This is a genomic window from Streptomyces sp. NPDC057253 (genome assembly GCF_042669125.1).
GTDB lineage: Bacteria > Actinomycetota > Actinomycetes > Streptomycetales > Streptomycetaceae > Streptomyces.
In genome coordinates this window covers 1-20,651 of record NZ_JBHUXV010000145.1, presented here as the reverse complement: position 1 = coordinate 20,651, position 20,651 = coordinate 1, and the positions used below count along the sequence as shown (strand labels likewise).

22 protein-coding genes are annotated in these 20,651 nt (G+C 70.3%); 8 read left to right on the top strand and 14 right to left on the bottom strand.

Annotated elements, in window-relative coordinates:
• Positions 1-150 precede the first annotated feature (150 nt).
• Both ACFULQ_RS42715 and ACFULQ_RS42710 read left to right on the top strand, forming a co-directional pair.
• Positions 151-1,014, top strand: coding sequence for a deoxyribonuclease IV (locus ACFULQ_RS42715; protein WP_383555365.1), 864 nt, complete (start codon positions 151-153; stop codon positions 1,012-1,014).
• A gap of 73 nt (positions 1,015-1,087) precedes the next feature.
• Positions 1,088-1,540, top strand: a complete 453-nt coding sequence (locus ACFULQ_RS42710; RefSeq protein ID WP_383555363.1) for a DUF4396 domain-containing protein — start codon at positions 1,088-1,090, stop codon at positions 1,538-1,540.
• 6 nt (positions 1,541-1,546) lie between these two features.
• Here the strand turns inward: ACFULQ_RS42710 and ACFULQ_RS42705 are convergent, their stop codons facing one another.
• A complete protein-coding gene (locus ACFULQ_RS42705; protein WP_383555360.1) occupies positions 1,547-2,179 on the bottom strand; it encodes a sulfite oxidase-like oxidoreductase in 633 nt (210 codons plus the stop codon).
• A gap of 177 nt (positions 2,180-2,356) precedes the next feature.
• Here ACFULQ_RS42705 and bfr point away from each other — a divergent pair, with 177 nt between their 5' ends.
• Positions 2,357-2,836, top strand: coding sequence for a bacterioferritin (bfr, locus tag ACFULQ_RS42700; RefSeq protein ID WP_280857044.1), 480 nt, complete (start codon positions 2,357-2,359; stop codon positions 2,834-2,836).
• On the opposite strand, the gene ACFULQ_RS42695 is transcribed toward bfr, so the two are convergent.
• Complete coding sequence (locus ACFULQ_RS42695) at positions 2,833-3,087, bottom strand: bacterioferritin-associated ferredoxin (RefSeq protein ID WP_383555356.1); 255 nt, start codon at positions 3,085-3,087, stop codon at positions 2,833-2,835. The two genes, bfr and ACFULQ_RS42695, sit on opposite strands and share 4 nt — an antisense overlap.
• Before the next feature lie 122 nt (positions 3,088-3,209).
• On the bottom strand, positions 3,210-4,562 hold the full coding sequence (locus tag ACFULQ_RS42690) for a class II 3-deoxy-7-phosphoheptulonate synthase (RefSeq protein ID WP_037719500.1): 1,353 nt from the start codon (positions 4,560-4,562) through the stop codon (positions 3,210-3,212).
• 96 nt (positions 4,563-4,658) lie between these two features.
• Between ACFULQ_RS42690 and ACFULQ_RS42685 the strand changes: the two genes are divergently transcribed.
• The gene (locus ACFULQ_RS42685) at positions 4,659-4,715 is read left to right on the top strand and encodes a trp operon leader peptide (protein WP_071528813.1); all 57 of its coding nucleotides are present in this window, start codon (positions 4,659-4,661) and stop codon (positions 4,713-4,715) included.
• A gap of 91 nt (positions 4,716-4,806) precedes the next feature.
• Positions 4,807-6,663, top strand: coding sequence for an anthranilate synthase family protein (locus ACFULQ_RS42680; RefSeq protein ID WP_383555353.1), 1,857 nt, complete (start codon positions 4,807-4,809; stop codon positions 6,661-6,663).
• Positions 6,664-6,666: 3 nt separating this feature from the next.
• Here ACFULQ_RS42680 and ACFULQ_RS42675 read toward each other — a convergent pair whose 3' ends face one another.
• From ACFULQ_RS42675 to ACFULQ_RS42660, 4 genes are read right to left on the bottom strand one after another with little or no spacing between them, the layout of a single operon-like run.
• Positions 6,667-7,695, bottom strand: a complete 1,029-nt coding sequence (locus tag ACFULQ_RS42675; protein WP_383555350.1) for a 6-phosphofructokinase — start codon at positions 7,693-7,695, stop codon at positions 6,667-6,669.
• 53 nt (positions 7,696-7,748) lie between these two features.
• Positions 7,749-8,423: a response regulator gene (locus ACFULQ_RS42670; protein WP_383555348.1), complete on the bottom strand. Its 675-nt coding sequence runs from the start codon at positions 8,421-8,423 to the stop codon at positions 7,749-7,751.
• A complete protein-coding gene (macS, locus tag ACFULQ_RS42665) occupies positions 8,420-9,637 on the bottom strand; it encodes a MacS family sensor histidine kinase (protein WP_383555346.1) in 1,218 nt (405 codons plus the stop codon). The genes ACFULQ_RS42670 and macS overlap by 4 nt, the downstream gene beginning before the upstream one ends.
• A 48-nt stretch (positions 9,638-9,685) precedes the next feature.
• The gene (locus tag ACFULQ_RS42660) at positions 9,686-10,441 is read right to left on the bottom strand and encodes a lysophospholipid acyltransferase family protein (protein ID WP_383555367.1); all 756 of its coding nucleotides are present in this window, start codon (positions 10,439-10,441) and stop codon (positions 9,686-9,688) included.
• 147 nt (positions 10,442-10,588) lie between these two features.
• Between ACFULQ_RS42660 and ACFULQ_RS42655 the strand changes: the two genes are divergently transcribed.
• Both ACFULQ_RS42655 and ACFULQ_RS42650 read left to right on the top strand, forming a co-directional pair.
• Positions 10,589-11,368, top strand: a complete 780-nt coding sequence (locus tag ACFULQ_RS42655; RefSeq protein ID WP_383555343.1) for an alpha/beta hydrolase — start codon at positions 10,589-10,591, stop codon at positions 11,366-11,368.
• Positions 11,361-11,963, top strand: coding sequence for a hypothetical protein (locus tag ACFULQ_RS42650; RefSeq protein WP_383555341.1), 603 nt, complete (start codon positions 11,361-11,363; stop codon positions 11,961-11,963). Before ACFULQ_RS42655 ends, ACFULQ_RS42650 begins: the two co-directional genes overlap by 8 nt.
• Here the strand turns inward: ACFULQ_RS42650 and ACFULQ_RS42645 are convergent.
• From ACFULQ_RS42645 to ACFULQ_RS42620, 6 genes are all read right to left on the bottom strand, one after another.
• Positions 11,960-12,667 carry an endonuclease/exonuclease/phosphatase family protein gene (locus tag ACFULQ_RS42645; protein WP_383555338.1) on the bottom strand — a complete coding sequence of 236 codons (708 nt, stop codon included), beginning with the start codon at positions 12,665-12,667 and terminating at the stop codon, positions 11,960-11,962. The genes ACFULQ_RS42650 and ACFULQ_RS42645 overlap by 4 nt on opposite strands.
• 109 nt (positions 12,668-12,776) lie before the next feature.
• Positions 12,777-13,730, bottom strand: coding sequence for an ROK family glucokinase (locus ACFULQ_RS42640; protein ID WP_383555335.1), 954 nt, complete (start codon positions 13,728-13,730; stop codon positions 12,777-12,779).
• A gap of 67 nt (positions 13,731-13,797) precedes the next feature.
• Entirely contained in the window at positions 13,798-14,271 is a 474-nt protein-coding gene (locus ACFULQ_RS42635) for a DUF5304 family protein (protein WP_383555332.1), read from the bottom strand.
• 57 nt (positions 14,272-14,328) lie between these two features.
• Positions 14,329-15,486 carry an ArsA family ATPase gene (locus tag ACFULQ_RS42630; RefSeq protein ID WP_383555330.1) on the bottom strand — a complete coding sequence of 386 codons (1,158 nt, stop codon included), beginning with the start codon at positions 15,484-15,486 and terminating at the stop codon, positions 14,329-14,331.
• Between the two features lie 153 nt (positions 15,487-15,639).
• Positions 15,640-16,080, bottom strand: coding sequence for an SRPBCC family protein (locus ACFULQ_RS42625; RefSeq protein WP_007381461.1), 441 nt, complete (start codon positions 16,078-16,080; stop codon positions 15,640-15,642).
• 90 nt (positions 16,081-16,170) lie between these two features.
• Positions 16,171-16,968 carry a metallophosphoesterase gene (locus ACFULQ_RS42620; RefSeq protein ID WP_383555326.1) on the bottom strand — a complete coding sequence of 266 codons (798 nt, stop codon included), beginning with the start codon at positions 16,966-16,968 and terminating at the stop codon, positions 16,171-16,173.
• Positions 16,969-17,261: 293 nt separating this feature from the next.
• Here ACFULQ_RS42620 and ACFULQ_RS42615 point away from each other — a divergent pair, with 293 nt between their 5' ends.
• Complete coding sequence (locus ACFULQ_RS42615) at positions 17,262-19,058, top strand: AMP-dependent synthetase/ligase (protein ID WP_383555324.1); 1,797 nt, start codon at positions 17,262-17,264, stop codon at positions 19,056-19,058.
• Positions 19,059-19,077: 19 nt separating this feature from the next.
• Here the strand turns inward: ACFULQ_RS42615 and ACFULQ_RS42610 are convergent.
• Positions 19,078-20,651 (bottom strand): GMC oxidoreductase (locus ACFULQ_RS42610; RefSeq protein WP_383555322.1); only part of this gene is annotated, 1,574 nt, incomplete at its 5' end.

Here is a 20,651-nt window from a genome sequence, read left to right as displayed (position 1 = left end):
CCCCTGAGAGACGCGTCCAGTGCACCTACCTCAAGGGGCGCGGGGAACTGCGCGACCAGCCCCCACCGGCCCGCACCCGCGCGACGGCCATCCGCGGCACATCAGTAGGCGCCCGGCACAGCCCGCCGCAGGCAATGGCACCCTTGACCGGTGACAACTCAGCGCAACCCCGTCGGCGGCCATGTCCCCGTGGCCGGCGGCCTGCATTCCGTGGGCCTCTCCTACGCCCGTGACCTCGACGCGGAGACGGTGCAGGTCTTCGTCGCCAACCCGCGCGGCTGGGCCACCCCCGCCGGGAACCCGAAGCAGGACGAGGCGTTCCGCCAGGTCTGCACCGAGGAGCGGATCCCGGCCTACGTCCACGCCCCGTACCTGATCAACTTCGGCTCCCACACCGAGGCGACCGTCGAGAAGTCCGTCGACTCGCTCCGGCACTCCCTGCGCCGCGGACGCGATATCGGCGCGCTCGGGGTCGTCGTGCACACCGGCAGCGCCACCGGCGGCCGGGACCGGTCCGTGGCCCTCAAGCAGGTCCGCGAGCACCTGCTGCCGCTGCTCGACGAGCTCACCCACGACGACGACCCGTACCTGCTCCTGGAGTCCACAGCCGGCCAGGGCTCCTCGCTCTGCTCACGGACCTGGGACTTCGGGCCGTACTTCGAGGCGCTGGACGCCCACCCGAAGCTGGGCGTGTGCCTGGACACCTGCCACATCTTCGCGGCCGGCCACGACCTGACGGGCCCGAGCGGCATGCACCAGACGCTGGACCTGCTGGTGGACACGGTCGGCGAGGGCCGTCTGAAGCTGATCCACGCCAACGACTCCAAGGACGTGGTCGGCGCCCACAAGGACCGCCACGAGAACATCGGCTCCGGCCACATCGGCGAGGACCCCTTCCGCGCCCTGATGACCCACCCCGCCACCGAGGGCGTCCCCCTGATCATCGAGACCCCCGGCGGCAAGGAGGGCCACGCGGCGGACGTGGAGCGGCTGAAGAAACTCCGGGACGCGTAAGACGTTGAGGAATACCCCTAGGGGGTATACGGTTCCTGGCAGTGCAGGATCCGTACCTGACGTTGGGGGCCTCGTGCAGCACCAGACATCCGGCTGGACCACGGCGGTCCAGGCCACCCTCCACTGTCTCACCGGCTGCGCCATCGGTGAGGTTCTCGGCATGGTCATCGGTACCGCGCTGGGATGGGGGAACGTTCCCACGACCGTGCTCGCGATCGTCCTGGCGTTCTTCTTCGGCTACTCCCTCACGCTGCGCGGCGTCCTGAAGGCCGGCATGGGGTTCCGGGCGGCGCTGCGGGTGGCGCTGGCCGCGGACACGCTGTCGATCGCAGTGATGGAGCTGATCGACAACGGCTTGATCGCGGTGTGGCCCGACGCGATGGACGCGGAACTCGCCGACCTGCTGTTCTGGGCCTCGCTGGCGATCTCGCTGGCCATCGCGTTCGTCGTGACCGTGCCGGTCAACAAGTGGATGATCGGCCGCGGCAAGGGACACGCCGTGGTGCACCAGCACCACGCGCACTGACGGAGCTCACAGCTCCGGGCCGTCCCCCGGCTCCTCCTGGTAGGAGTAGCGCTGCTCCTTCCAGGGGTCGCCGACGTTGTGATAGCCACGCTCCTCCCAGAAGCCGCGGCGGTCGGCGGTCATGTACTCCACGCCACGGACCCACTTGGGCCCCTTCCAGGCGTACAGATGAGGCACGACCAGGCGGAGCGGGAAGCCGTGTTCCGCGGTCAGCAGCTCGCCGTCCTTGTGGGTGGCGAAGATCGTGCGCTCGGACGCGAAGTCGGCCAGACGGAGGTTGGAGCTGAAGCCGTACTCGGCCCAGACCATCACATGGGTCACGGCGGGCGCGGGCGGGGCGAGCTCCAGGATGGTGCGGGCGAGGATGCCGCCCCACTCGGAGCCGAGCATGCTGAACTTCGTCACGCAGTGCAGATCGCCCATGACGCCGGCGTACGGCAGCGCCGTGAACTCCTCGTGGTTCCAGCACTGCTTCTCGCCGTCCGCGGTGGCGCCGAAGACCCGGAACTCCCAGCGCTCGGGCCGGAACTTGGGCACCGGGCCGTAGTGCGTGACCGGCCAGCCGCGCTGGAGCCGCTGCCCCGGCGGGAGCTCGGAGTGCGCCGCTGCTCCACCCTCGCGCTCCACCGGCTGACCCATGCCTTCCATCCTGACAGACCCGAGGGGATGCACCTGACCAGGCACCTCCTAATCCATACCAAAATGGACTAAGCATGCCCTTACTTACTAAGTGAAGACTTACTGGACGATCTTCCTCACCGGTGCAAGGATGCGGCGCAACCTGCCAGTTCCCCACGGTTGGAAGGAGCCTCTGCGATGCAGGGCGACCCCGAGGTCATCGAATTCCTCAACGAGCAGCTCACGGGCGAGCTCACCGCGATCAACCAGTACTTCCTGCACGCGAAGATGCAGGAGAACTTCGGCTGGACGAAGCTCGCGAAGTACACGCGGCACGAGTCGTTCGACGAGATGAAGCACGCCGAGGTGCTCACCGACCGCATTCTCTTCCTGGAGGGACTGCCGAACTACCAGCGGCTGTTCCACGTCCGCGTGGGCCAGACCGTCAAGGAGATGTTCGAGGCCGACCGGCAGGTCGAGGTCGAGGCGATCGACCGTCTCAAGCGCGGCATCGAGGTGATGCGCGCCAAGGGCGACATCACGTCGGCGAACATCTTCGAGTCGATCCTCGAGGACGAGGAGCACCACATCGACTACCTCGACACGCAGCTGGAGCTGCTGGAGAAGCTCGGCGAGGCGCTCTACATCGCGCAGCTGATCGAGCAGCCGGAGAGCTAGGCGGCCTCGTCCAGTCCGGCGAGTTCAGGACTCGCGACGCGTTCAGAGCTCGCTACGAGTTCAGGACGCTCGACCAGTTCGGGACGCGGGCACGCGCCCCGGCCCAGGATCGCCTGGATGCGCCGTACGCACGAACCGCAGTCGGTGCCCGCCTTGCAGGCGGAGGCGATCTGGCGCGGCGTGCAGGCGCCGTTCTCCGCGTGTTGCTTGACCTGCGTCTCGGTCACACCGAAGCAGCTGCAGACGTACACGCGGATTCACCTCCCGCCGGGATCGATAAGGCTAACCTAACCTTACCCGGCGCCGGGTGAGCGCAAAAGTGGTGTGGGGCGCGGATCGTATGTGATCCGCGCCCCACCGCCGTCTCAGCGACTCACTGGTCCCGGTACATCTCCGCCACGAGGAACGCCAGGTCGAGCGACTGGCTGCGGTTCAGCCGCGGGTCGCAGGCCGTCTCGTAGCGCTGGTGCAGATCGTCGACAAAGATCTCGTCGCCGCCGCCCACGCACTCGGTGACGTCGTCACCGGTGAGCTCGACATGGATGCCGCCCGGGTGGGTGCCGAGGCCCTTGTGGACCTCGAAGAAGCCCTTGACCTCGTCGAGCACGTCGTCGAAGCGGCGGGTCTTGTGGCCGGAGGCCGCCTCGTAGGTGTTGCCGTGCATCGGGTCGGTGATCCAGGCGACGGTCGCGCCGGAGGCGGTGACCTTCTCGACCAGCTCGGGCAGCTTGTCGCGGACCTTGTCGGCGCCCATGCGAACGATGAAGGTCAGCCGGCCCGGCTCCCGGTCCGGGTCCAGGCGCTCGATGTACTGGAGCGCCTCCTCGGCCGTCGTCGTCGGGCCGAGCTTGATCCCGATCGGGTTGCGGATCTGCGAGGCGAACTCGATGTGCGCGTGGTCCAGCTGCCGGGTGCGCTCACCGATCCACACCATGTGCGCGGAGACGTCGTACAGCCGCCCGGTGCGCGAGTCGACGCGGGTGAGCGCCGACTCGTAGTCCAGCAGCAGCGCCTCGTGCGAGGAGTAGAACTCGACGGTCTTGAACTCCTCCGGGTCGGTCCCGCAGGCCCGCATGAAGTTCAGCGCCTGGTCGATCTCCCGGGCGAGCTGCTCGTAGCGCTGGCCGGAGGGGGACGACTTCACGAAGTCCTGGTTCCAGGCGTGCACCTGGCGCAGGTCGGCGTAGCCGCCGGTGGTGAAGGCGCGCACCAGGTTGAGCGTGGAGGCCGACGCGTTGTACATCCGCTTCAGGCGCTCGGGGTCCGGGATCCGGGCCTTCTCGTTGAACTCGAAGCCGTTGACGGAGTCGCCGCGGTAGGTCGGCAGGGTCACGCCGTCGCGGGTCTCGGTGCCCTTGGAGCGGGGCTTGGAGTACTGACCGGCGATACGGCCGACCTTGACGACCGGTACCGAGGCGGCGTACGTCAGCACGGCGCCCATCTGGAGCAGCGTCTTGAGCTTGTTGCGGATGTGGTCGGCGGACACCGCGTCGAAGGCCTCGGCGCAGTCGCCGCCCTGGAGGAGGAACGCCTCTCCCTTGGCGACGGCCGCCATCCGGGCGCGCAGCTGGTCGCACTCGCCCGCGAAGACGAGCGGCGGATACGACTCGAGGTCCGCGATCACTGCGCGCAGAGCCTCGGTGTCGGGGTACTCGGGCTGCTGCGCCGCGGGCAGGTCTCGCCAGGTGTTGCCAGCACTCGCGCTGGTCTTAGCGTTCACGGTCACGACCTCAACATTACGGGGTCGTGTCATGGCTCCAGCGCCATGCCCATCAAATGAGACACCGGGAACACTCTCCGGGCATGGGGTAAGGTGCGGCCCATGTTCGCGCACTCGACCCAGAACTGGTGGTGGACCGCTCATCCGGCGGCCCACTGACTGCGCGTACGCAAGACTTCGCGAAGGCCGCCCGAGGGGCGGCCTTCGGTGTGTCCGGGGTCGTTCCTCATGATCAACCGATGAGGACCCCATGGACCTGACCCGACTCCTGCACGACGTCCGTCCTTTCGCCCTGCTGCGCCGCCGCACGCCGGGCCATGACGAGAACACCGTCGAGGTGTTCCTCGGGTCGGTCGGCACCTACGACCGCCTCGCCGACCTCCCCGACGAGGGCCTGGCGCTCGTCCCCTACCGCCAGATCCGCGAGCGCGGCTTCGATGTCAGGGACGACGGCACACCGCTGTCGGTGCTGATCCCCGAGGAGAGGCACGACATCCCGCTCGCCGAGGCGCTGGAACAGCTCCCGTCCCACGACGTCCGGGTCGAGAACGGCGGCTTCGACGTCGCCGACGACACCTACGCCGAGATCGTCGGGCGGGTTCTGCGCGAGGAGATCGGGCGCGGGGAGGGCGCCAACTTCGTGATCCGGCGGACCTACGAGGGCGAGATCCCGGGGTTCTCCCGCGCCGACGCCCTCGCCCTGTTCCGGCGGCTCCTCGAAGGCGAGCGGGGCGCGTACTGGACCTTCGTCGTCCACACCGGTGACCGCACCCTCGTCGGCGCGAGCCCGGAGGTGCACGTCCGGATGTCCGGCGGGACCGTCGTGATGAACCCGATCAGCGGGACGTACCGCTATCCCGCCGAGGGCCCCACCCCCGAGCACCTGCTCGACTTCCTCGCCGACGGCAAGGAGATCGAGGAGCTGTCGATGGTCGTCGACGAGGAACTCAAGATGATGTGCACGGTCGGCGACATGGGCGGGGTCGTGATCGGGCCCCGGCTGAAGGAGATGTCCCACCTCGCGCACACCGAGTACGAGCTGCGCGGGAAGTCCTCGCTGGACGTCCGGGAGGTGCTGAAGGAGACCATGTTCGCGGCGACCGTCACCGGCTCGCCCGTGCAGAACGCCTGCCGGGTCATCGAGCGGCACGAGGTCGGCGGCCGCGGCTACTACGCCGGTGCGCTGGCCCTGCTCGGCCGGGACTCCGGCGGCGCCCAGACCCTCGACTCCCCCATCCTCATCCGTACGGCCGACATCGCGGCCGAGGGCCGGCTGCGGGTGCCCGTCGGCGCCACCCTCGTACGCGGCTCGGACCCGGTGAGCGAGGTCGCGGAGACCCACGCGAAGGCGGCGGGGGTGCTGGCGGCCCTCGGCGTACGGCCGTCGCGGCCGCGTGGGGAGCACGCGCGCGTGAGTCTCGCCGACGACCCACGCGTGCGTGCCGCGCTGGACGGGCGCCGCGCCCACCTCGCGCCCTTCTGGCTGCGGATGCAGGAGCGTTCGTACGACCTCGACGGGCACGCCTTCGTGGTCGACGGCGAGGACACCTTCACCTCGATGCTCGCGCACGTGCTGCGCTCGGGCGGCCTGGAGGTGACCGTCCGGCGCTACGACGAGCCGGGGCTCAGGGAGGCCGTGCTCGCCCACGAGGGCCCGGTGGTCCTGGGGCCCGGCCCCGGTGACCCCTCCGACCTGGACGATCCCAAGATGCGCTTCCTGCGCGACCTGACCGCCGAGGTCGTCCGGGACCACCGGCACGGCGTGCTCGGCGTGTGCCTCGGCCACGAGCTGCTCGCGGCCGAGCTGGGACTGGAGATCGTCCGCAAGGAGGTGCCGTACCAGGGCGCGCAGACGACGGTCGACCTGTTCGGGCGGCCGGAGACGGTCGGCTTCTACAACAGCTTCGTGGCGCGCTGCGACGACGAGACCGCCGAGGAGCTGGCCGCGCACGGCATCGAGGTGAGCCGGGCCGGCAACGGAGAGGTGCACGCGTTGCGCGGTCCCGGCTTCGCGGGCGTCCAGTTCCACCCCGAGTCGGTCCTGACGCTGAACGGCGCCGCCGTCGTCCGGGAGTTGGTGGGGCAGCTGCGCCGCACGGCCGTGTAGGGGTCAGCCGAAGAACACCCCCACCTCTTCGTACAGCTTGGGATCGACCGTCTTGAGCTGTGCCGTGGCCTCCCCGATGGGGACGCGGACGATGTCCGTGCCGCGCAGGGCGACCATCTTGCCGAAGTCGCCGTCGCGGACGGCGTCGATGGCGTGCAGGCCGAAGCGGGTGGCGAGCCAGCGGTCGAAGGCGCTCGGGGTGCCACCGCGCTGGATGTGCCCGAGCACGGTCGTGCGGGCCTCCTTGCCGGTGCGCTTCTCGATCTGCTTGGCCAGCCACTCGCCGACCCCGGACAGGCGCACATGGCCGAAGGAGTCGAGCGACTGGTCCTTGAGGACCATGTCGCCGTCCTTCGGCATGGCGCCCTCGGCGACGACCACGATCGGGGCGTACGACGCCTTGAAGCGCGAGGTGATCCAGGCGCACACCTGCTCGACGTCGAAGCGCTGCTCGGGGATGAGGATGACGTTGGCGCCGCCCGCGAGTCCGGAGTGCAGGGCGATCCAGCCCGCGTGGCGGCCCATCACCTCGCAGACCAGAACCCGCATGTGGGACTCGGCGGTGGTGTGGAGGCGGTCGATGGCCTCGGTGGCGATGCCGACCGCGGTGTCGAAGCCGAAGGTGTAGTCGGTGGCCGAGAGGTCGTTGTCGATCGTCTTCGGTACGCCGACACAGGGCACGCCGTGCCGGTCGGACAGCTCCGCCGCCACGCCCAGGGTGTCCTCGCCGCCGATCGCGATGAGCGCCTCGATCTCCCGGGCGGCGAGGTTCTCCTGGATCCGGCGGATGCCGTCCTCCTGTTTCAGCGGGTTGGTGCGGGAGGAGCCGAGGATGGTGCCGCCGCGGGGCAGGATGCCGCGCACGGCCGGGATGTCGAGACGCACGGTGGCGTCCTCCAGTGGACCCCGCCAGCCGTCCCGGAAGCCGGTGAAGTCATAGCCGTACTCCTGAACGCCCTTGCGGACGATGGCCCGGATGACGGCGTTGAGGCCGGGGCAGTCGCCGCCTCCGGTCAGTACTCCGACGCGCATGGACAGTTCCCTTCGCCGCAGGTGCCTGACGAAGGGTCAGTGTGACGCGCGCCTCACTCGTCGTCGAGGCCTCGTTCGATGGCGTACCGGACGAGCTCGACCCTGTTGTGGAGTTGCAGCTTTCCGAGCGTGTTCTGGACGTGGTTCTGGACCGTGCGGTGCGAGATCACCAGGCGTTCGGCGATCTGCTTGTAGCTCAGGCCCTTGGCGACCAGGCGCAGCACCTCGGTCTCGCGTTCGGTGAGCTGGGGGGCCTTGGGCTGGTCGGGGTCGGTGCTGGGTGCAGGGTCGGTGGCCAGGCGCCGGTACTCGCCGAGGACCAGTCCGGCGAGGCCGGGGGTGAAGACGGGGTCGCCGACGGCCGTGCGGCGGACCGCGTCCAGGAGTTCCTCCGTGGACGCCGACTTCAGCAGGTAGCCGGTCGCGCCCGACTTCACGGCCTCCAGGACGTCGGCGTGCTCACCGCTCGCGGACAGGACGAGGACCCGCAGGGCCGGGTTGTGGCCGACGAGCTCCTTGCAGACCTGGACGCCGGGCTTCACCGGCAGGTTCAGGTCGAGCACCAGCACGTCGGGGCCGGCCGCCTTGGCCCGGCGTACGGCCTGGTCGCCGTCGCCCGCGGTGGCGACCACGTCGAAGCCGGACTCCGCGAGGTCCCGGGCGACGGCATCGCGCCACATGGGGTGGTCGTCGACCACCATCACCTTGATCGGGTCCTTGTCACTCATCGCTGTCCTGCCTTCCCCCGTGAGACCTTCGGTACCTTCAGCTCGACCTCCGTGCCCTGCCCCGGAGGCGAGATCAGCTCGGCGCTGCCGCCGAGGTCGCGCAGCCGGCCCCGGATCGACAGGGCCACCCCGAGCCGCCCCTCGCCCTCGGCCTGGACGAGCCGGCCCTCGGGGATGCCGGGGCCGTCGTCCCGTACGGTCACGATCACCTCGTCGGGCTCGTCCTCGACGAGGATCCACGCGCGCGCGTGCTCTCCGGCGTGCTGCTCGACGTTGTCCAGCGCGGCGCCGACCGCCGCGGCCAGCTCGCGGGCGGCGGGCGGGGGCAGCGGGACGGGGGCGCCGGGCTCGACGAGCGAGACCTTCGCCGAGGCGTAGGGCGCGAGCAGGGCGCGCAGGTCGAGCGGGCCGTCGTCGTCCGACTCGTCCTCCACCACGTGGACGACCGCTCCCTGGGCCGCGTCCGACGACACCCGGGACACCGACGTCAGACCGCCGGAGACCAGCGTGCGCAGCGCGACCTCCTGCTCGCCGGCCATCCGGCCCAGTTCGGCCGCCTCACCGCCGAGGACCGCGCCCCGGCGCTGCACCATGGCGAGCACCTGGAGGACGCTGTCGTGGATGTCCCGGGCCAGCCGCTCCCGCTCCCGGGTCGCCGCCTCGATCTCCAGGGCGCGGGCGAGGGTGCGCTCGGAGGCACGGGCGACCTCGACGACGTAGCCGATGGCGAGGGAGGCGACCCAGACGAGGATCACGTTGTGGACGGTGTCGCGGGCCGGGTGGCCGCGCTCGATCAGGTTGGCGGCGGCGACCGGCGTGGAGGCGAGCGCGGCCCAGCGCCAGCCCCCCTTGATGGCGAAGGCGAGGACGGAACCGGCGGTCCATATCGACGGCAGGGTGGGACCGCCGCTGTCGATGTGGTGCTGGTTGACGACCAGCGGGGTCAGCACGATGCCGGTCAGCGCGATGGTGAGGTCGACGGCGAGGAAACGCTTGGTGCACGCGGCCGCGTTCTGGACGCGGGGCAGGGTGGCGAGCGTCCAGACGCACAGGACGACGAAGTAGGCGATGGCGATGCCGGGCAGGTCGTAGTCGTCGTACTGGCTGGCGAAGAGCCCGACCGCGTACAGCATGGTGAGCACGCGGTATCCGGTCAGGGCACGCCACAGCGGCTGCTCGACGGACATGCGCATGACGCGTACCTGTTTGGCCATCTCCCCCACCCCCGGCCCGGACTGCCGTGTCCCAGGATCCTAGGACGCTCAGGTCCCGGGCTCGTCCTTGTCAGCGGCTTCGGCCTTCGCGGCAGCCGCCTTGGCGGCCTTCTCCGCCTTGGCCGCCTCCGCGATCTGCCGCTTGGCGGCCGTCGCGTAGATGTCGACGTACTCCTGGCCGGAGAGCTTCATGATCTCGTACATGACCTCGTCGGTCACCGCGCGCAGCACGAAGCGGTCGTGCTCCATGCCCTGGTAGCGGCTGAAGTCCAGGGGCTCGCCGATGCGGATGCCGGGGCGCATCAGCTTGGGCATGACCTTGCCGGGCGGCTGGATCTTCTCGGTGTCGATCATGGCGACCGGGATGACCGGGGCGCCGCTGGCGAGCGCCACGCGCGCGAGGCCGCCGGGCTTGCCGCGGTACAGGCGCCCGTCGGGCGAGCGGGTGCCCTCGGGGTAGATGCCGAACAGCTCGCCGCGCTCCAGGACGTCGAGGCCGCTCTTGATCGCCGCCTCCCCCGCGCCCCGCGCGCCGGAGCGGTCCACCGGGAGCTGGCCGACGCCCTTGAAGAAGGCGGCCGTCAGGCGGCCCTTCACGCCGGGCGTGGTGAAGTACTCGGCCTTGGCGATGAAGGTGACCTTGCGGTCGAGGACCGCCGGAAGGAAGAAGGAGTCGGAGAAGGAGAGGTGGTTGCTCGCCAGGATGGCGGCACCCTCGGCGGGAATGTTCTCCAGGCCTTCCACCCAGGGCCTGAAGGCGACCTTCAGCGGCCCTCCGATGGCGACCTTCATCGTGCCGTACAACAACCGAGTGCCTCCTGTGTCCGTCGATCAGACCTTAACCCGGAGCTCCGGCAAACAGACCGACGGCCCTGGTCGGTGTCAGTGCGGTCGCGTACGGTGAACCACACCTGGACTTGCTCACGCTTCTTTCATGAACAGGAGACCTAGGTGCCGGTCCTCCCCGGAGCCGAGCCGTTCCGCCATGAGGGCGGGGAGGCCGGTGTCCTTCTCTGCCACGGCTTCACCGGTTCCCCCCAGTCGCTGCGTCCCTGGGCCCAGCACCTCGCCGACCACGGTCTGACGGTCTCCCTGCCCCTGCTGCCCGGGCACGGCACGCGCTGGCAGGACATGGCGCTCACCGGCTGGCAGGACTGGTACGCCGAGGTGGACCGCGAGCTGCGCGCCCTGAGCGAGCGCTGCACCTCCGTCTTCGTGGCCGGGCTGTCCATGGGCGGCACCCTGGCTCTCCGGCTCGCCGCCCGGCACGGGGACGCGGTGAGCGGAGTCGTGGTCGTCAACCCGGCGAACCGTATGCACGGCCTCGCGCCGTACGCCCTTCCGGTGGCCCGGCACTTCGTGCGCACGGCGCCCGGGATCGCCAGCGACATCGCCAAGGAGGGCAGCGTCGAGCTGGGGTACGACAAGGTGCCGCTGCACGCGGCGCACTCCCTGCGGACCTTCTTCCGGAAGGTCGACGGCGAGCTGCCGCAGGTCACCCAGCCGCTGCTGGTGCTGCGCAGCGCCCAGGACCATGTGGTGCCGGCGGCCGACACCGCGCGCGTGCTGAGTCGGGTGTCGTCCACGGACGTAACAGAGATCGTGCTGGAACAGAGCTACCACGTGGCGACGTTGGACCATGACGCGGAGCGGATTTTCGACGAGAGCCTCGCGTTCATCGGCCGGCACACCACCGGCATCGGCAGTGAAGGGACGGCCGCCCGTGGCTGAGCACGACTCCGACCGCGAAGACCGCGAGGGCCACGAGCCGGAGGAGCAGGGCGTCCCGTTCGACGAGGAGGCCGCGTGGGCGGCCATCGTCGCCGGGTACGGCGAGGAGCCGAAGGACCCGCCGGGCACCAAGCCGTTCAAGTCGGTCGAGGATCTCGCGCTGCTGGAGACGGAGACCAACGACGAGCCGGCCGCGACGGCCACCGAGCAGACGCAGGACCCGAAGCCGAAGAAGGACGACAAGCCCGCCAAGCCGCTGGGCGGTTCCGTCGCCTTCGCGCCCGGCGTCGGACCGCGCGACTACAGCGCCCCCGAGCCCTCCGAGGACGACTTCGAGGAGGACGACGAGGGCCACTTCGTCCCGCCGGAGCCGCCACCGCTGCCCGCCGCCGACACCACCGCGAAGTTCGCGTGGCTGGGGGTGCTGGGCGGGCCGCTCCTGCTGCTGATCGCGGTGCTGCTCGGCTGGGAGATGACCTGGTGGCTGGCGACCGTGGGGATCGGCGGGTTCCTGGGCGGCTTCGTCACGCTGGTGACCCGTATGCGCACGGACGACGAGGACGACGGCGACCCCGGGCGGGGCGCGGTCGTCTAGTCGGTGGGGACGTTGAGGGTGGCCAGGACCGGGAGATGGTCGGTGGCCGCCCTCAGGTCTGTCCCGGTGATCCCGGGGAGGTCGAGCGGGACTCCGCAGCCGAGCACCTCGATGCCCTTGGTGGCGAAGACGGCGTCGATGCGCTGCGGGGGCTCCGAGCGGGTCCAGGTGTGTTCGCCGCCGGTGGGGCTGGTCGCCCAGCAGTCCTGGAGGTTGGCCGCGAGGCGGGTGAAGGCGCGGCCGGTGGGGCGGTCGTTGACGTCACCGCCGGCGATCGCGTGCTCCACGCCCATGCCGGCGAGGCGGTCGAGGAGCGCGCCGGCCTGGTCGTAGCGCTCGTCCTGCTGCAGGGACAGGTGACAGCTCAGGACGCCGAGCCTGGCGCCGCCGATCCGGACGACGGCTGTGGCGAAGCCCCTTCGGTGCTGGCCCGGAGTGAGGGGGAGCAGGATGTCTTCCGTGCGTTCGACCGTGGCCCGCAGGTTGCAGAGGATCGCGGGGCCCGCGGCTGTGCCGCCGCCGGTGAGGATGACCAGGTCCGAGGCCGAGGCCAGCCTCGCGAGTTTCTTGCGCCAGCGGAAGAAGCGGGGGGCTTCTTGGACGAGTACGAGATCTGGTGCGCAGGCGCTGATGACACGGGCGAGGGCGTCGGTGTCGTCGCGCATGGAGCGGATGTTGTAGCTCAGGACCTTGACCGGAACCATGTGGATCAATTTACGCCCAAGAGGAAGGGGCGCGGGGAGCATGCGCGACCGCCGGTTCGCTGTGGCTGGTCGCGCAGTTCCTCGCGCCCCTAAAAAGATCAGGTGACCGTCACATGATCGGATCCGGCTCTCTCGCGAGGTCCGCCGCGCCCACCAGGCCCGCCTTGTTGCCCAGTTGGGCGGCGATGACATCGGCGACCGGGCGCCAGTTGCCGCCGACCAGCCAGCGCTTGTAGGACTTGCGGATCGGGTCCAGGACCAGTTCGCCCTCGTCGGAGAGGCCGCCGCCGACGATGAAGGCGGAGGGGTCGAAGAGGGAGGCGAGGTCGGCGAGACCGGCGCCGGCCCAGCGGGCGAGCTCGCGGTAGGAGTCGACGGCGACCGGGTCGCCCTGGCGGGCGGCCATGGAGATGTGCTTGCCCTCGATGCCGTCGGGGCTGCCGTCACCGAGCCCGAGGAGGATCTCGGCGTTCTCCGGGGTCGCGTTGGCGCGCTGCTTGGCGTACCTCACCAGCGCGCGCCCCGAGGCGTACTGCTCCCAGCAGCCCTGCGAGCCGCAGCCGCACAGCAGACCGTCCGGGACCATACGGATGTGGCCGAACTCGGCGGCCACGCCGAAGTGGCCGCGGCGCAGCTTGTTGCCGATGATGATGCCGCCGCCGAGGCCGGTGCCGAGCGTGATGCAGATGACGTTGCGGTGGCCCTTGCCGGCGCCGAACTTGTACTCGCCCCACGCGGCCGCGTTGGCGTCGTTCTCCACGACGACCGGAAGGCCGACGCGGAACTCGACCTTCTCCTTCAACGGCTCGTTGCGCCAGTGGATGTTGGGCGCGAAGTAGACCTCCGAGCGCTGGCGGTTGACGTACCCGGCCGCACCGATGCCCACGCCCACGATCTCGTGCCCGGCGCGCGCGCCTTCCACCGCCGAGGCGATGGCGTCCACGATGCCCTCGGCCGTGCCCGGAGTCGGCACCTTGTGGGTCGAGAGAATGTTGCCTTCCTCATCGACCACGCCGGCCGCGATCTTCGTGCCGCCGATGTCGACGCCGATGGTGAGTCCCATGAATCCCTCAGTTTCGGTCGAGCCCCGCTACGGTCAACCGTACCCGAGGCCCTGCCGTGGAAGGGTTTCAGTCCAAGTCGATGCGCTCGGGACCGGGGTCCTCGCCCTTGTCGCGCAGGGTGTCGTCACCACGGCTCCAGCGCTGTTCCTGTGCCTGGACCGCGGAGCGGTACGCGGCGAGGAGTTCCCCGCCCGCGGCCGCGAGGTGGTCGAAGACGTCCGGGTTGCGCTCTATGACCGGTTCGACCGCGGCCTTGGCCTGCTGGACGACCTGCCGGACCACCTGCTGGGCGGCGGGCCCGGCGATGCCGCCGAGGAGCGGCGACTGGATGCCGGACAGCTTCTCCGCGACATTGTCGACGAGCTTGCGCAGTTCCTCGGCGGCCGAGCCCGGGGGCGGGCCGTACTGGGCGCGGCGGCGGGCCTTCTCCGCCGCGAGGTCCTCAGCGGCCGCCGTCGCCCACGCGTCGGCGTCGGTCGCCCGTACCTCGTCGATCGCCTCGTGTTCCCCGGCGTCGGACGGGGGGAGCTCTTCGCTCATGACGGACTCCTGACTACGGTTCGTCCCTACGACGTTACCCGAATGGGCGTACGCGGTTCACGGGGTACGGGGCCACAGATCCGGGTCCGGCGCGAACCGGATCCGCAGCTCGCCCTCGCGCAGGGCGGCGCCGGCGACGGTGCAGCGGCGCAGGGCGGAGGGCAGCGGGACGATCCGGCGGAACTGCCCCGCGGTGACGACGAGTTCGTCGCCGCGCCGGACCAGGTCCAGTTCCTCGCGCACGGCGCCGGGCAGCGGGATCTGCCACACCAGGACGCCGTCCTCGGCGAGCCGGTCGACGACGGGCCACTCGACGGTGGAGGTCGTCGCGTTGACGCCGGGCACGGCGAGGGCGTCGAGGTCGTCGGTGCCGCGCGGGTCGCGGCCGAGGTGCGGGACGGCATGGACGTCGTACGACTCCTGCCACTCCTCCAGGGCCTTGCGCTGCTGGGCGACCAGGCCGGGGGCCCAGTCCTCCGGTACGACACGGTTGGCGACCAGGGTGTCGGGGCGCAGGCCGCGCAGGGCGAGGGCGAGGCTCGCGGACCGTACGGCGTCGGTGCCGGCGGGGCCGGGCTCGGCGACCAGCCGTACGACGCGGTGCCGGTCGGCGAGGACGGCCTCGACCGCGCCGAGTTCGGTGTCCCAGCGGGCGGCGGTCTCGTACAGCCACTCCGAGGGCATCGGGACACCGGCGAGCCGTCCGAGCACGGGACGCAGTCCGGCGGCGGCCTGGCGCTCGGCCGGGAGCAGTCGGCGCAGGTAGCGGCGCAGTTCCGCGGGGAGGGAGAGGAGGGCGAGAGCCTGCGGGGTGGGCGGCAGATCCACCACGAGCAGCTCGTGCCGCTCGGAGAGCGCCGCGTCGCGCAGGGCGCGCAGGAGGGTGAGCTCCTCGGCGCCGGGCAGCGGGGTGACCTCCTCGGGGTCGAGCCGGGAGGCGCCGAGCAGGTCGAGGACGTTGGACGCACGCTCCTGGAAGCCGGCGAGGTCGTCCCGGAAGCCGGCGGTGGCGTCGGGGCGCCAGGCGGTGAGGTGCTCGCCTGCCTGGGCGGGGGTCGCGCCGGTCGGTGTGCCGAGGATCGCGCCGAGGGTGTCGGTGCGGTCGGCGCTGAGGACGAGGGTGCGGGTCCCTGCGCGGGCGGCGGCGAGCGCGGTGGCGGCGGCGACGGTGGTGCGGCCGCTGCCGCCGGGGCCGGTGATCAGGATGGTGCGCATAGGGGTGAACCGTAACGGACGCGGAGGACGTGCCTCGCTGCGCCGTCTTGCGGCTGCGGGCCGGTGGGGGCTGGTCGCGCAGTTCCCCGCGCCCCTAAAAGCGGTGGGTACAGCCAGACAGACCCACGACGGACCCGCACCCGAAGACGCGCCCTACTGCCCCGACTCGACCCGCTTCTTCAGACCCGCCAGCGCCCGGTCGATGATGACCTTCTCCGCCTTGCGCTTGATCATCCCCAGCATCGGGATCTTGACGTCGACGGTCAGCAGGTAAGTGACCTCCGTCGCCCCCGCCCCCGCCGGCTTCAGCACGTACGAGCCATCCAGCTGCCGCAGCATCTGGGACTTCACCAGCGTCCAGGAGACCTCATTCTCCCCGGTCCACGTGTAGCCGAGGACCTGGTCGTCCTTGATCGCCCCCGCATCCATGACCAGCCGCACCTGCTCGGCCCGCCCGGACGCGTCCGTCGACAGGACCTCCGCCTGCTTCACCTCGCCCGTCCAGTCCGGGTAGCGGGCGAAGTCGGCGATCACGGCCATGACGTCGGCCGGCGCAGCTTCGATCGTGATGCTCGAACTGGTGTGTTCCGCCATCGCCGTGGCTCCTCCAGATACGGTCCGGTGAGGAAGGGGACGCACGCGTACGCACGTCTGTGCAGCGTGAAGGCTACCGCGCGGGCGGACTCACCACTCCAGCGCCCACGGCTTCCCGCTCCCCGCGAAGTGCCCCACGTTCACGCACTCCGTCGCACCGATCCGCATCCGGCGGACGAGCGGCTGGTGCACGTGGCCGAACAGGGAGTACCGGGGCCGGGTCCGGCGGATCGCGTCCAACAGCGCCCGGCTGCCCCGCTCGAACCGCCGCGCCACCGTGTCGTACACCAGCTCCGGCACCTCGGGCGGGATGTGCGTGCACAGCACGTCGACCTCGCCGACCGCCTCGATCTTCGCCGCGTACTCCTCGTCGCTGATCTCGTACGGCGTCCGCATCGGGGTCCGCAGGCCGCCGCCGACGAAGCCGAACGTCCAGCCGCCGATCTCCACCCGCTGGCCGTCGAGCACGGTGGTGCCGGGTCCGGCGTACTCCGGCCACAACGGCGGCATATCGACATTGCCGTACGTGGCGTACGTCGGTGTCGGGAAGGCCGCGAACATCTCGGCGTACTGCCTGCGCACCGCCTTCTCGATCACCGCGCCCCGGTCGGCGCCGATCCCGCTCCACAGCCGGGCGCCGAGTTCGCGCGCCTCCTCGAAGCGGCGGGCGGTGCGCAGTTCCACGATCCGGTCGGCGTTCTCCACCCCGAACAGGTCGGGGAAGATGCCGCGCGAGTGGTCGGCGTAGTCGAGGAAGAGGACAAGGTCACCCAGGCAGATCAGGGCGTCGGCACCCTCGCCGGCTCTGGCCAGGTCACGGGCGTTGCCGTGCACATCACTGACCACGTGTACGCGCGTCTTCCGGTTTCCGGCCGGTGTGGGTGCCATGACGATCAAGAGTAGGCCTGTGCGGCATACGTGAACAGTGGCGGCCGGGCCTGCGGTTACTGGCCAGTCAGTAAGCAGGTGGACTACTGTGCGCCAAGAACCCCAATCCGTGTGACGCAGCGAACATCTCGTCGGGACCCCCTGTCGAAGAAGCCATACCGGCGGGTAACGTCCGGGCAGTCCAGTCGTGCTCAGCCTTCAATTACTGAAATCCTGAGCACCTGCCCGAGCCTTGGACCGACCGTCGCATCACACAACGTCGTGGCGCCGGCGCCCTATGAGGAGCAGCAGTCTTGCGCGAGTTCAGCCTTCCGGCTTTGTACGAGGTCCCTGCGGACGGCAATCTCACCGACATCGTCCGTAGAAACGCCGCGCAGCATCCTGACGTCGCCGTCATCGCCCGCAAGGTGGGCGGTCAGTGGCAGGACGTGACGGCCACGGCGTTCCTCGCCGAGGTGCACGCGGCCGCCAAGGGGCTCATCGCCTCCGGCGTCCAGCCGGGTGACCGGGTCGGTCTGATGTCCCGTACCCGCTACGAGTGGACGCTGCTCGACTTCGCGATCTGGAGCGCGGGCGCGGTCACCGTGCCGGTGTACGAGACCAGCTCGCCGGAGCAGATCCAGTGGATCCTCAGCGACTCCGGCGCGACCGCCTGTGTCGTGGAGCTGGACGCGCACTCCGCGGCCGTCGAGTCGGTGCGCGAGCAGCTGCCCGCGCTCAAGCGCGTCTGGCAGATCGAGGGCGGTGGGGTCGAGGAGCTGGGCCGAGCCGGGAAGGACATCAGCGACGCGGCCGTCGACGAGCGCAGCTCGCTGGCGAAGGCCGACGACCCCGCGACCATCGTCTACACCTCCGGCACCACCGGGCGGCCCAAGGGCTGTGTGCTGACCCACCGCAGCTTCTTCGCGGAGTGCGGCAACATCGTGGAGCGGCTGCGCCCGCTGTTCCGCACCGGCGAGTGCTCGGTCCTGCTGTTCCTGCCGCTCGCGCACGTCTTCGGCAGACTCGTGCAGATCGCGCCCATGATGGCGCCGATCAAGCTGGGCATGGTCCCGGACATCAAGCAGCTCACCGACGAACTGGCGTCCTTCCGGCCGACGTTGATCCTCGGTGTCCCGCGGGTCTTCGAGAAGGTCTACAACTCGGCGCGCGCCAAGGCGCAGGCGGACGGCAAGGGCAAGATCTTCGACAAGGCCGCCGACACCGCGATCGCCTACAGCAGGGCCCTGGACACCCCGTCGGGTCCGTCGCTCGGCCTGAAGATCAAGTACAAGACCTTCGACAAGCTGGTCTACAGCAAGCTGCGGGCCGTGCTGGGCGGCCGGGGCGAGTACGCCATCTCCGGCGGCGCCCCGCTCGGCGAGCGCCTGGGCCACTTCTTCCGCGGCATCGGCTTCACGGTCCTGGAGGGCTACGGCCTGACCGAGTCCTGTGCGGCGACCGCGTTCAACCCCTGGGACCGCACGAAGATCGGCACGGTCGGGCAGCCGCTGCCGGGCTCGGTGATCCGGATCGCGGACGACGGGGAGGTGCTGCTGCACGGCGAGCACCTGTTCAAGGGCTACTGGAACAACGAGGCCGCCACGGCCGAGGCGCTCACCGACGGCTGGTTCCACACCGGTGACATCGGCACCCTCGACGAGGACGGCTACCTCAGGATCACCGGCCGCAAGAAGGAGATCATCGTCACCGCGGGCGGCAAGAACGTCGCCCCGGCCGTGATCGAGGACCGCATCCGGGCGCACGCGCTGGTCGCGGAGTGCATGGTCGTCGGCGACGGGCGTCCCTTCGTGGGCGCGCTGGTCACCATCGACGAGGAGTTCCTGGGCCGTTGGGCCGAGGAGCACGGCAAGCCGGCGGGTTCCACCGCGGCGTCGCTGGCCGGGGACGCGGACCTGAACGCGGCGATCCAGGCCGCGGTCGACGACGGCAACGCCGCGGTGTCGAAGGCGGAATCGGTGCGGAAGTTCCGCATTCTGTCCTCCCAGTTCACGGAGGAGACGGGCCACCTCACGCCGTCCCTGAAGCTCAAGCGCAATGTGGTGGCGAAGGACTTCGCTGCCGAGATCGAGGCGATCTACGCGAAGTAGCACACCTCCTGACGGAGCGTCATGGCGCGGTGTCCTCGGCGAGGACCCGCGCCATCGTGCGTTCGGCGAGCGCGGTGATGGTGACGAACGGATTCACCCCGATGTTGCCGGGGATCAGCGAGCCGTCGGTGACGTACAGCTTCGAATAGCCCTTCACCCGCCCGTAGTTGTCGGTGGCCTTGCCCAACACACAGCCGCCCAGCGGGTGGTAGGTGAAGTCGTCGGCGAAGACCCTGCTCGGGGAGCCGAAGAGGTCGTACCGGTAGATGGTCGAGTTGGCGGAGTTGATCCGGTCGAAGAGCTTCTTGGCCATGCCGGAGGAGACGGCGCTCTGCGCGGCGCTCCAGTCGAGCCCCAGCCCGCCGCTGCCGTAGGAGAACCTGGCGCGCTGCGGGTTCTTGGTGATCGCCAGGTACAGGCTGACCCAGTGCTCCAGTCCCGTGGGTAAAGGCGCGATCTCGGCGAAGACGGGGTTGTCGGCGTTGGCCCAGTCGTCGATGCCCATGACCGGCATGGTCGACTGGTTGGCGCCGACGGTGTCCCACAGGTGGTTGGCCCGCCCGAGCATGGTGTTGCCGTTGGGCCCCCAGCCCGCCCCGACGCTCGCGTCCAGCGCCGGGAGGGTCCCCGACTGCCGTGACCGGAGCAGGAGTTCACTGGTGCCGAGGCTGCCGCCGCCGAGGAACAGATAGGTGCAGCCGTACTGCTTGGTCTCCACGACCGCGCCGGTGTAGTCGATGCGGTCGGCGGTCAGCACCCAGCTGCCGTCGCTCGCCCGGCTGATCCCGGTGACCTTCTCCAGGGTGTGGATGGTGACGTTGCCGGTGCCGAGCGCGGCGGCGAGATAGGTCTTGTCGAGGCTCTTCTTGCCGAAGTTGTTGCCGTAGATGACCTCCTGTCCGAGGGCGGACTTGGTGGCGGTGCCGGCGGCCTCGCGCTGCATGTAGCCGAAGTCGTAGACGCTGGGCACGAAGGTGGTCTTCAGGCCGGTGTTGGTGGCGTGCTTGCGGGAGACCCGGCTGAACTTGTACCACTCGGTCGACTCGAACCAGGCCGGGTCGATGGTGTTGACGCCGAGCATGGCGCGGGCGCGCGGGAAGTACGTGGCGTACATCTCGGCGGTGTCGACGGTCGGGAACTGCTCGGCGAAGTAGGACTGGAGCGGGGTGACCGCCATCGAGCCGTTGACCAGGGAGCCGCCGCCGACCCCGCGGCCCACGAAGACGGACATGTTGGAGAAGCGGACCCGGTCCAGGACGCCCGGGTAGGGGCTGATGTCCTTGTTGACGACGTCCAGCCACAGGAAGGTGGCCAGCGGGGCCTCGGTGCGGGTGCGGAACCACATGGAGCGCTGGTCGGGGTTGGCGGTGTTGCAGAAGACCTTGCCGTCGGGGCCGGCGGTGTTCCAGAGCCGGCCCATCTCCAGGACGAGGGTGCGGATGCCGGCCTGGCCGAGGCGGAGGGCGGCGACGGCGGCTCCGTAGCCGGAGCCGACGACGATGGCGGGTGCGGACTCGACCGCGGCGGGCTCGTCGGCGCGGGCCGACTGAAGCCCGACGCGAGTGAAGCCGAGAGTGGCCGCCGTCTGGAGGG

What these genes read in the sequence shown, in the direction of transcription:
- ACFULQ_RS42705 (WP_383555360.1), bottom strand. Translation starts at nt 2,179, where the DNA reads ATGGGTCAGCCGGTGGAGCGCGAGGGTGGAGCAGCGGCGCACTCCGAG.
- bfr (WP_280857044.1), top strand. Translation starts at nt 2,357, where the DNA reads ATGCAGGGCGACCCCGAGGTCATCGAATTCCTCAACGAGCAGCTCACG.
- ACFULQ_RS42680 (WP_383555353.1), top strand. Translation starts at nt 4,807, where the DNA reads ATGGACCTGACCCGACTCCTGCACGACGTCCGTCCTTTCGCCCTGCTG.
- ACFULQ_RS42675 (WP_383555350.1), bottom strand. Translation starts at nt 7,695, where the DNA reads ATGCGCGTCGGAGTACTGACCGGAGGCGGCGACTGCCCCGGCCTCAAC.
- ACFULQ_RS42670 (WP_383555348.1), bottom strand. Translation starts at nt 8,423, where the DNA reads ATGAGTGACAAGGACCCGATCAAGGTGATGGTGGTCGACGACCACCCC.
- macS (WP_383555346.1), bottom strand. Translation starts at nt 9,637, where the DNA reads ATGGCCAAACAGGTACGCGTCATGCGCATGTCCGTCGAGCAGCCGCTG.
- ACFULQ_RS42645 (WP_383555338.1), bottom strand. Translation starts at nt 12,667, where the DNA reads ATGGTTCCGGTCAAGGTCCTGAGCTACAACATCCGCTCCATGCGCGAC.
- ACFULQ_RS42640 (WP_383555335.1), bottom strand. Translation starts at nt 13,730, where the DNA reads ATGGGACTCACCATCGGCGTCGACATCGGCGGCACGAAGATCGCGGCC.
- ACFULQ_RS42635 (WP_383555332.1), bottom strand. Translation starts at nt 14,271, where the DNA reads ATGAGCGAAGAGCTCCCCCCGTCCGACGCCGGGGAACACGAGGCGATC.
- ACFULQ_RS42630 (WP_383555330.1), bottom strand. Translation starts at nt 15,486, where the DNA reads ATGCGCACCATCCTGATCACCGGCCCCGGCGGCAGCGGCCGCACCACC.
- ACFULQ_RS42625 (WP_007381461.1), bottom strand. Translation starts at nt 16,080, where the DNA reads ATGGCGGAACACACCAGTTCGAGCATCACGATCGAAGCTGCGCCGGCC.
- ACFULQ_RS42620 (WP_383555326.1), bottom strand. Translation starts at nt 16,968, where the DNA reads ATGGCACCCACACCGGCCGGAAACCGGAAGACGCGCGTACACGTGGTC.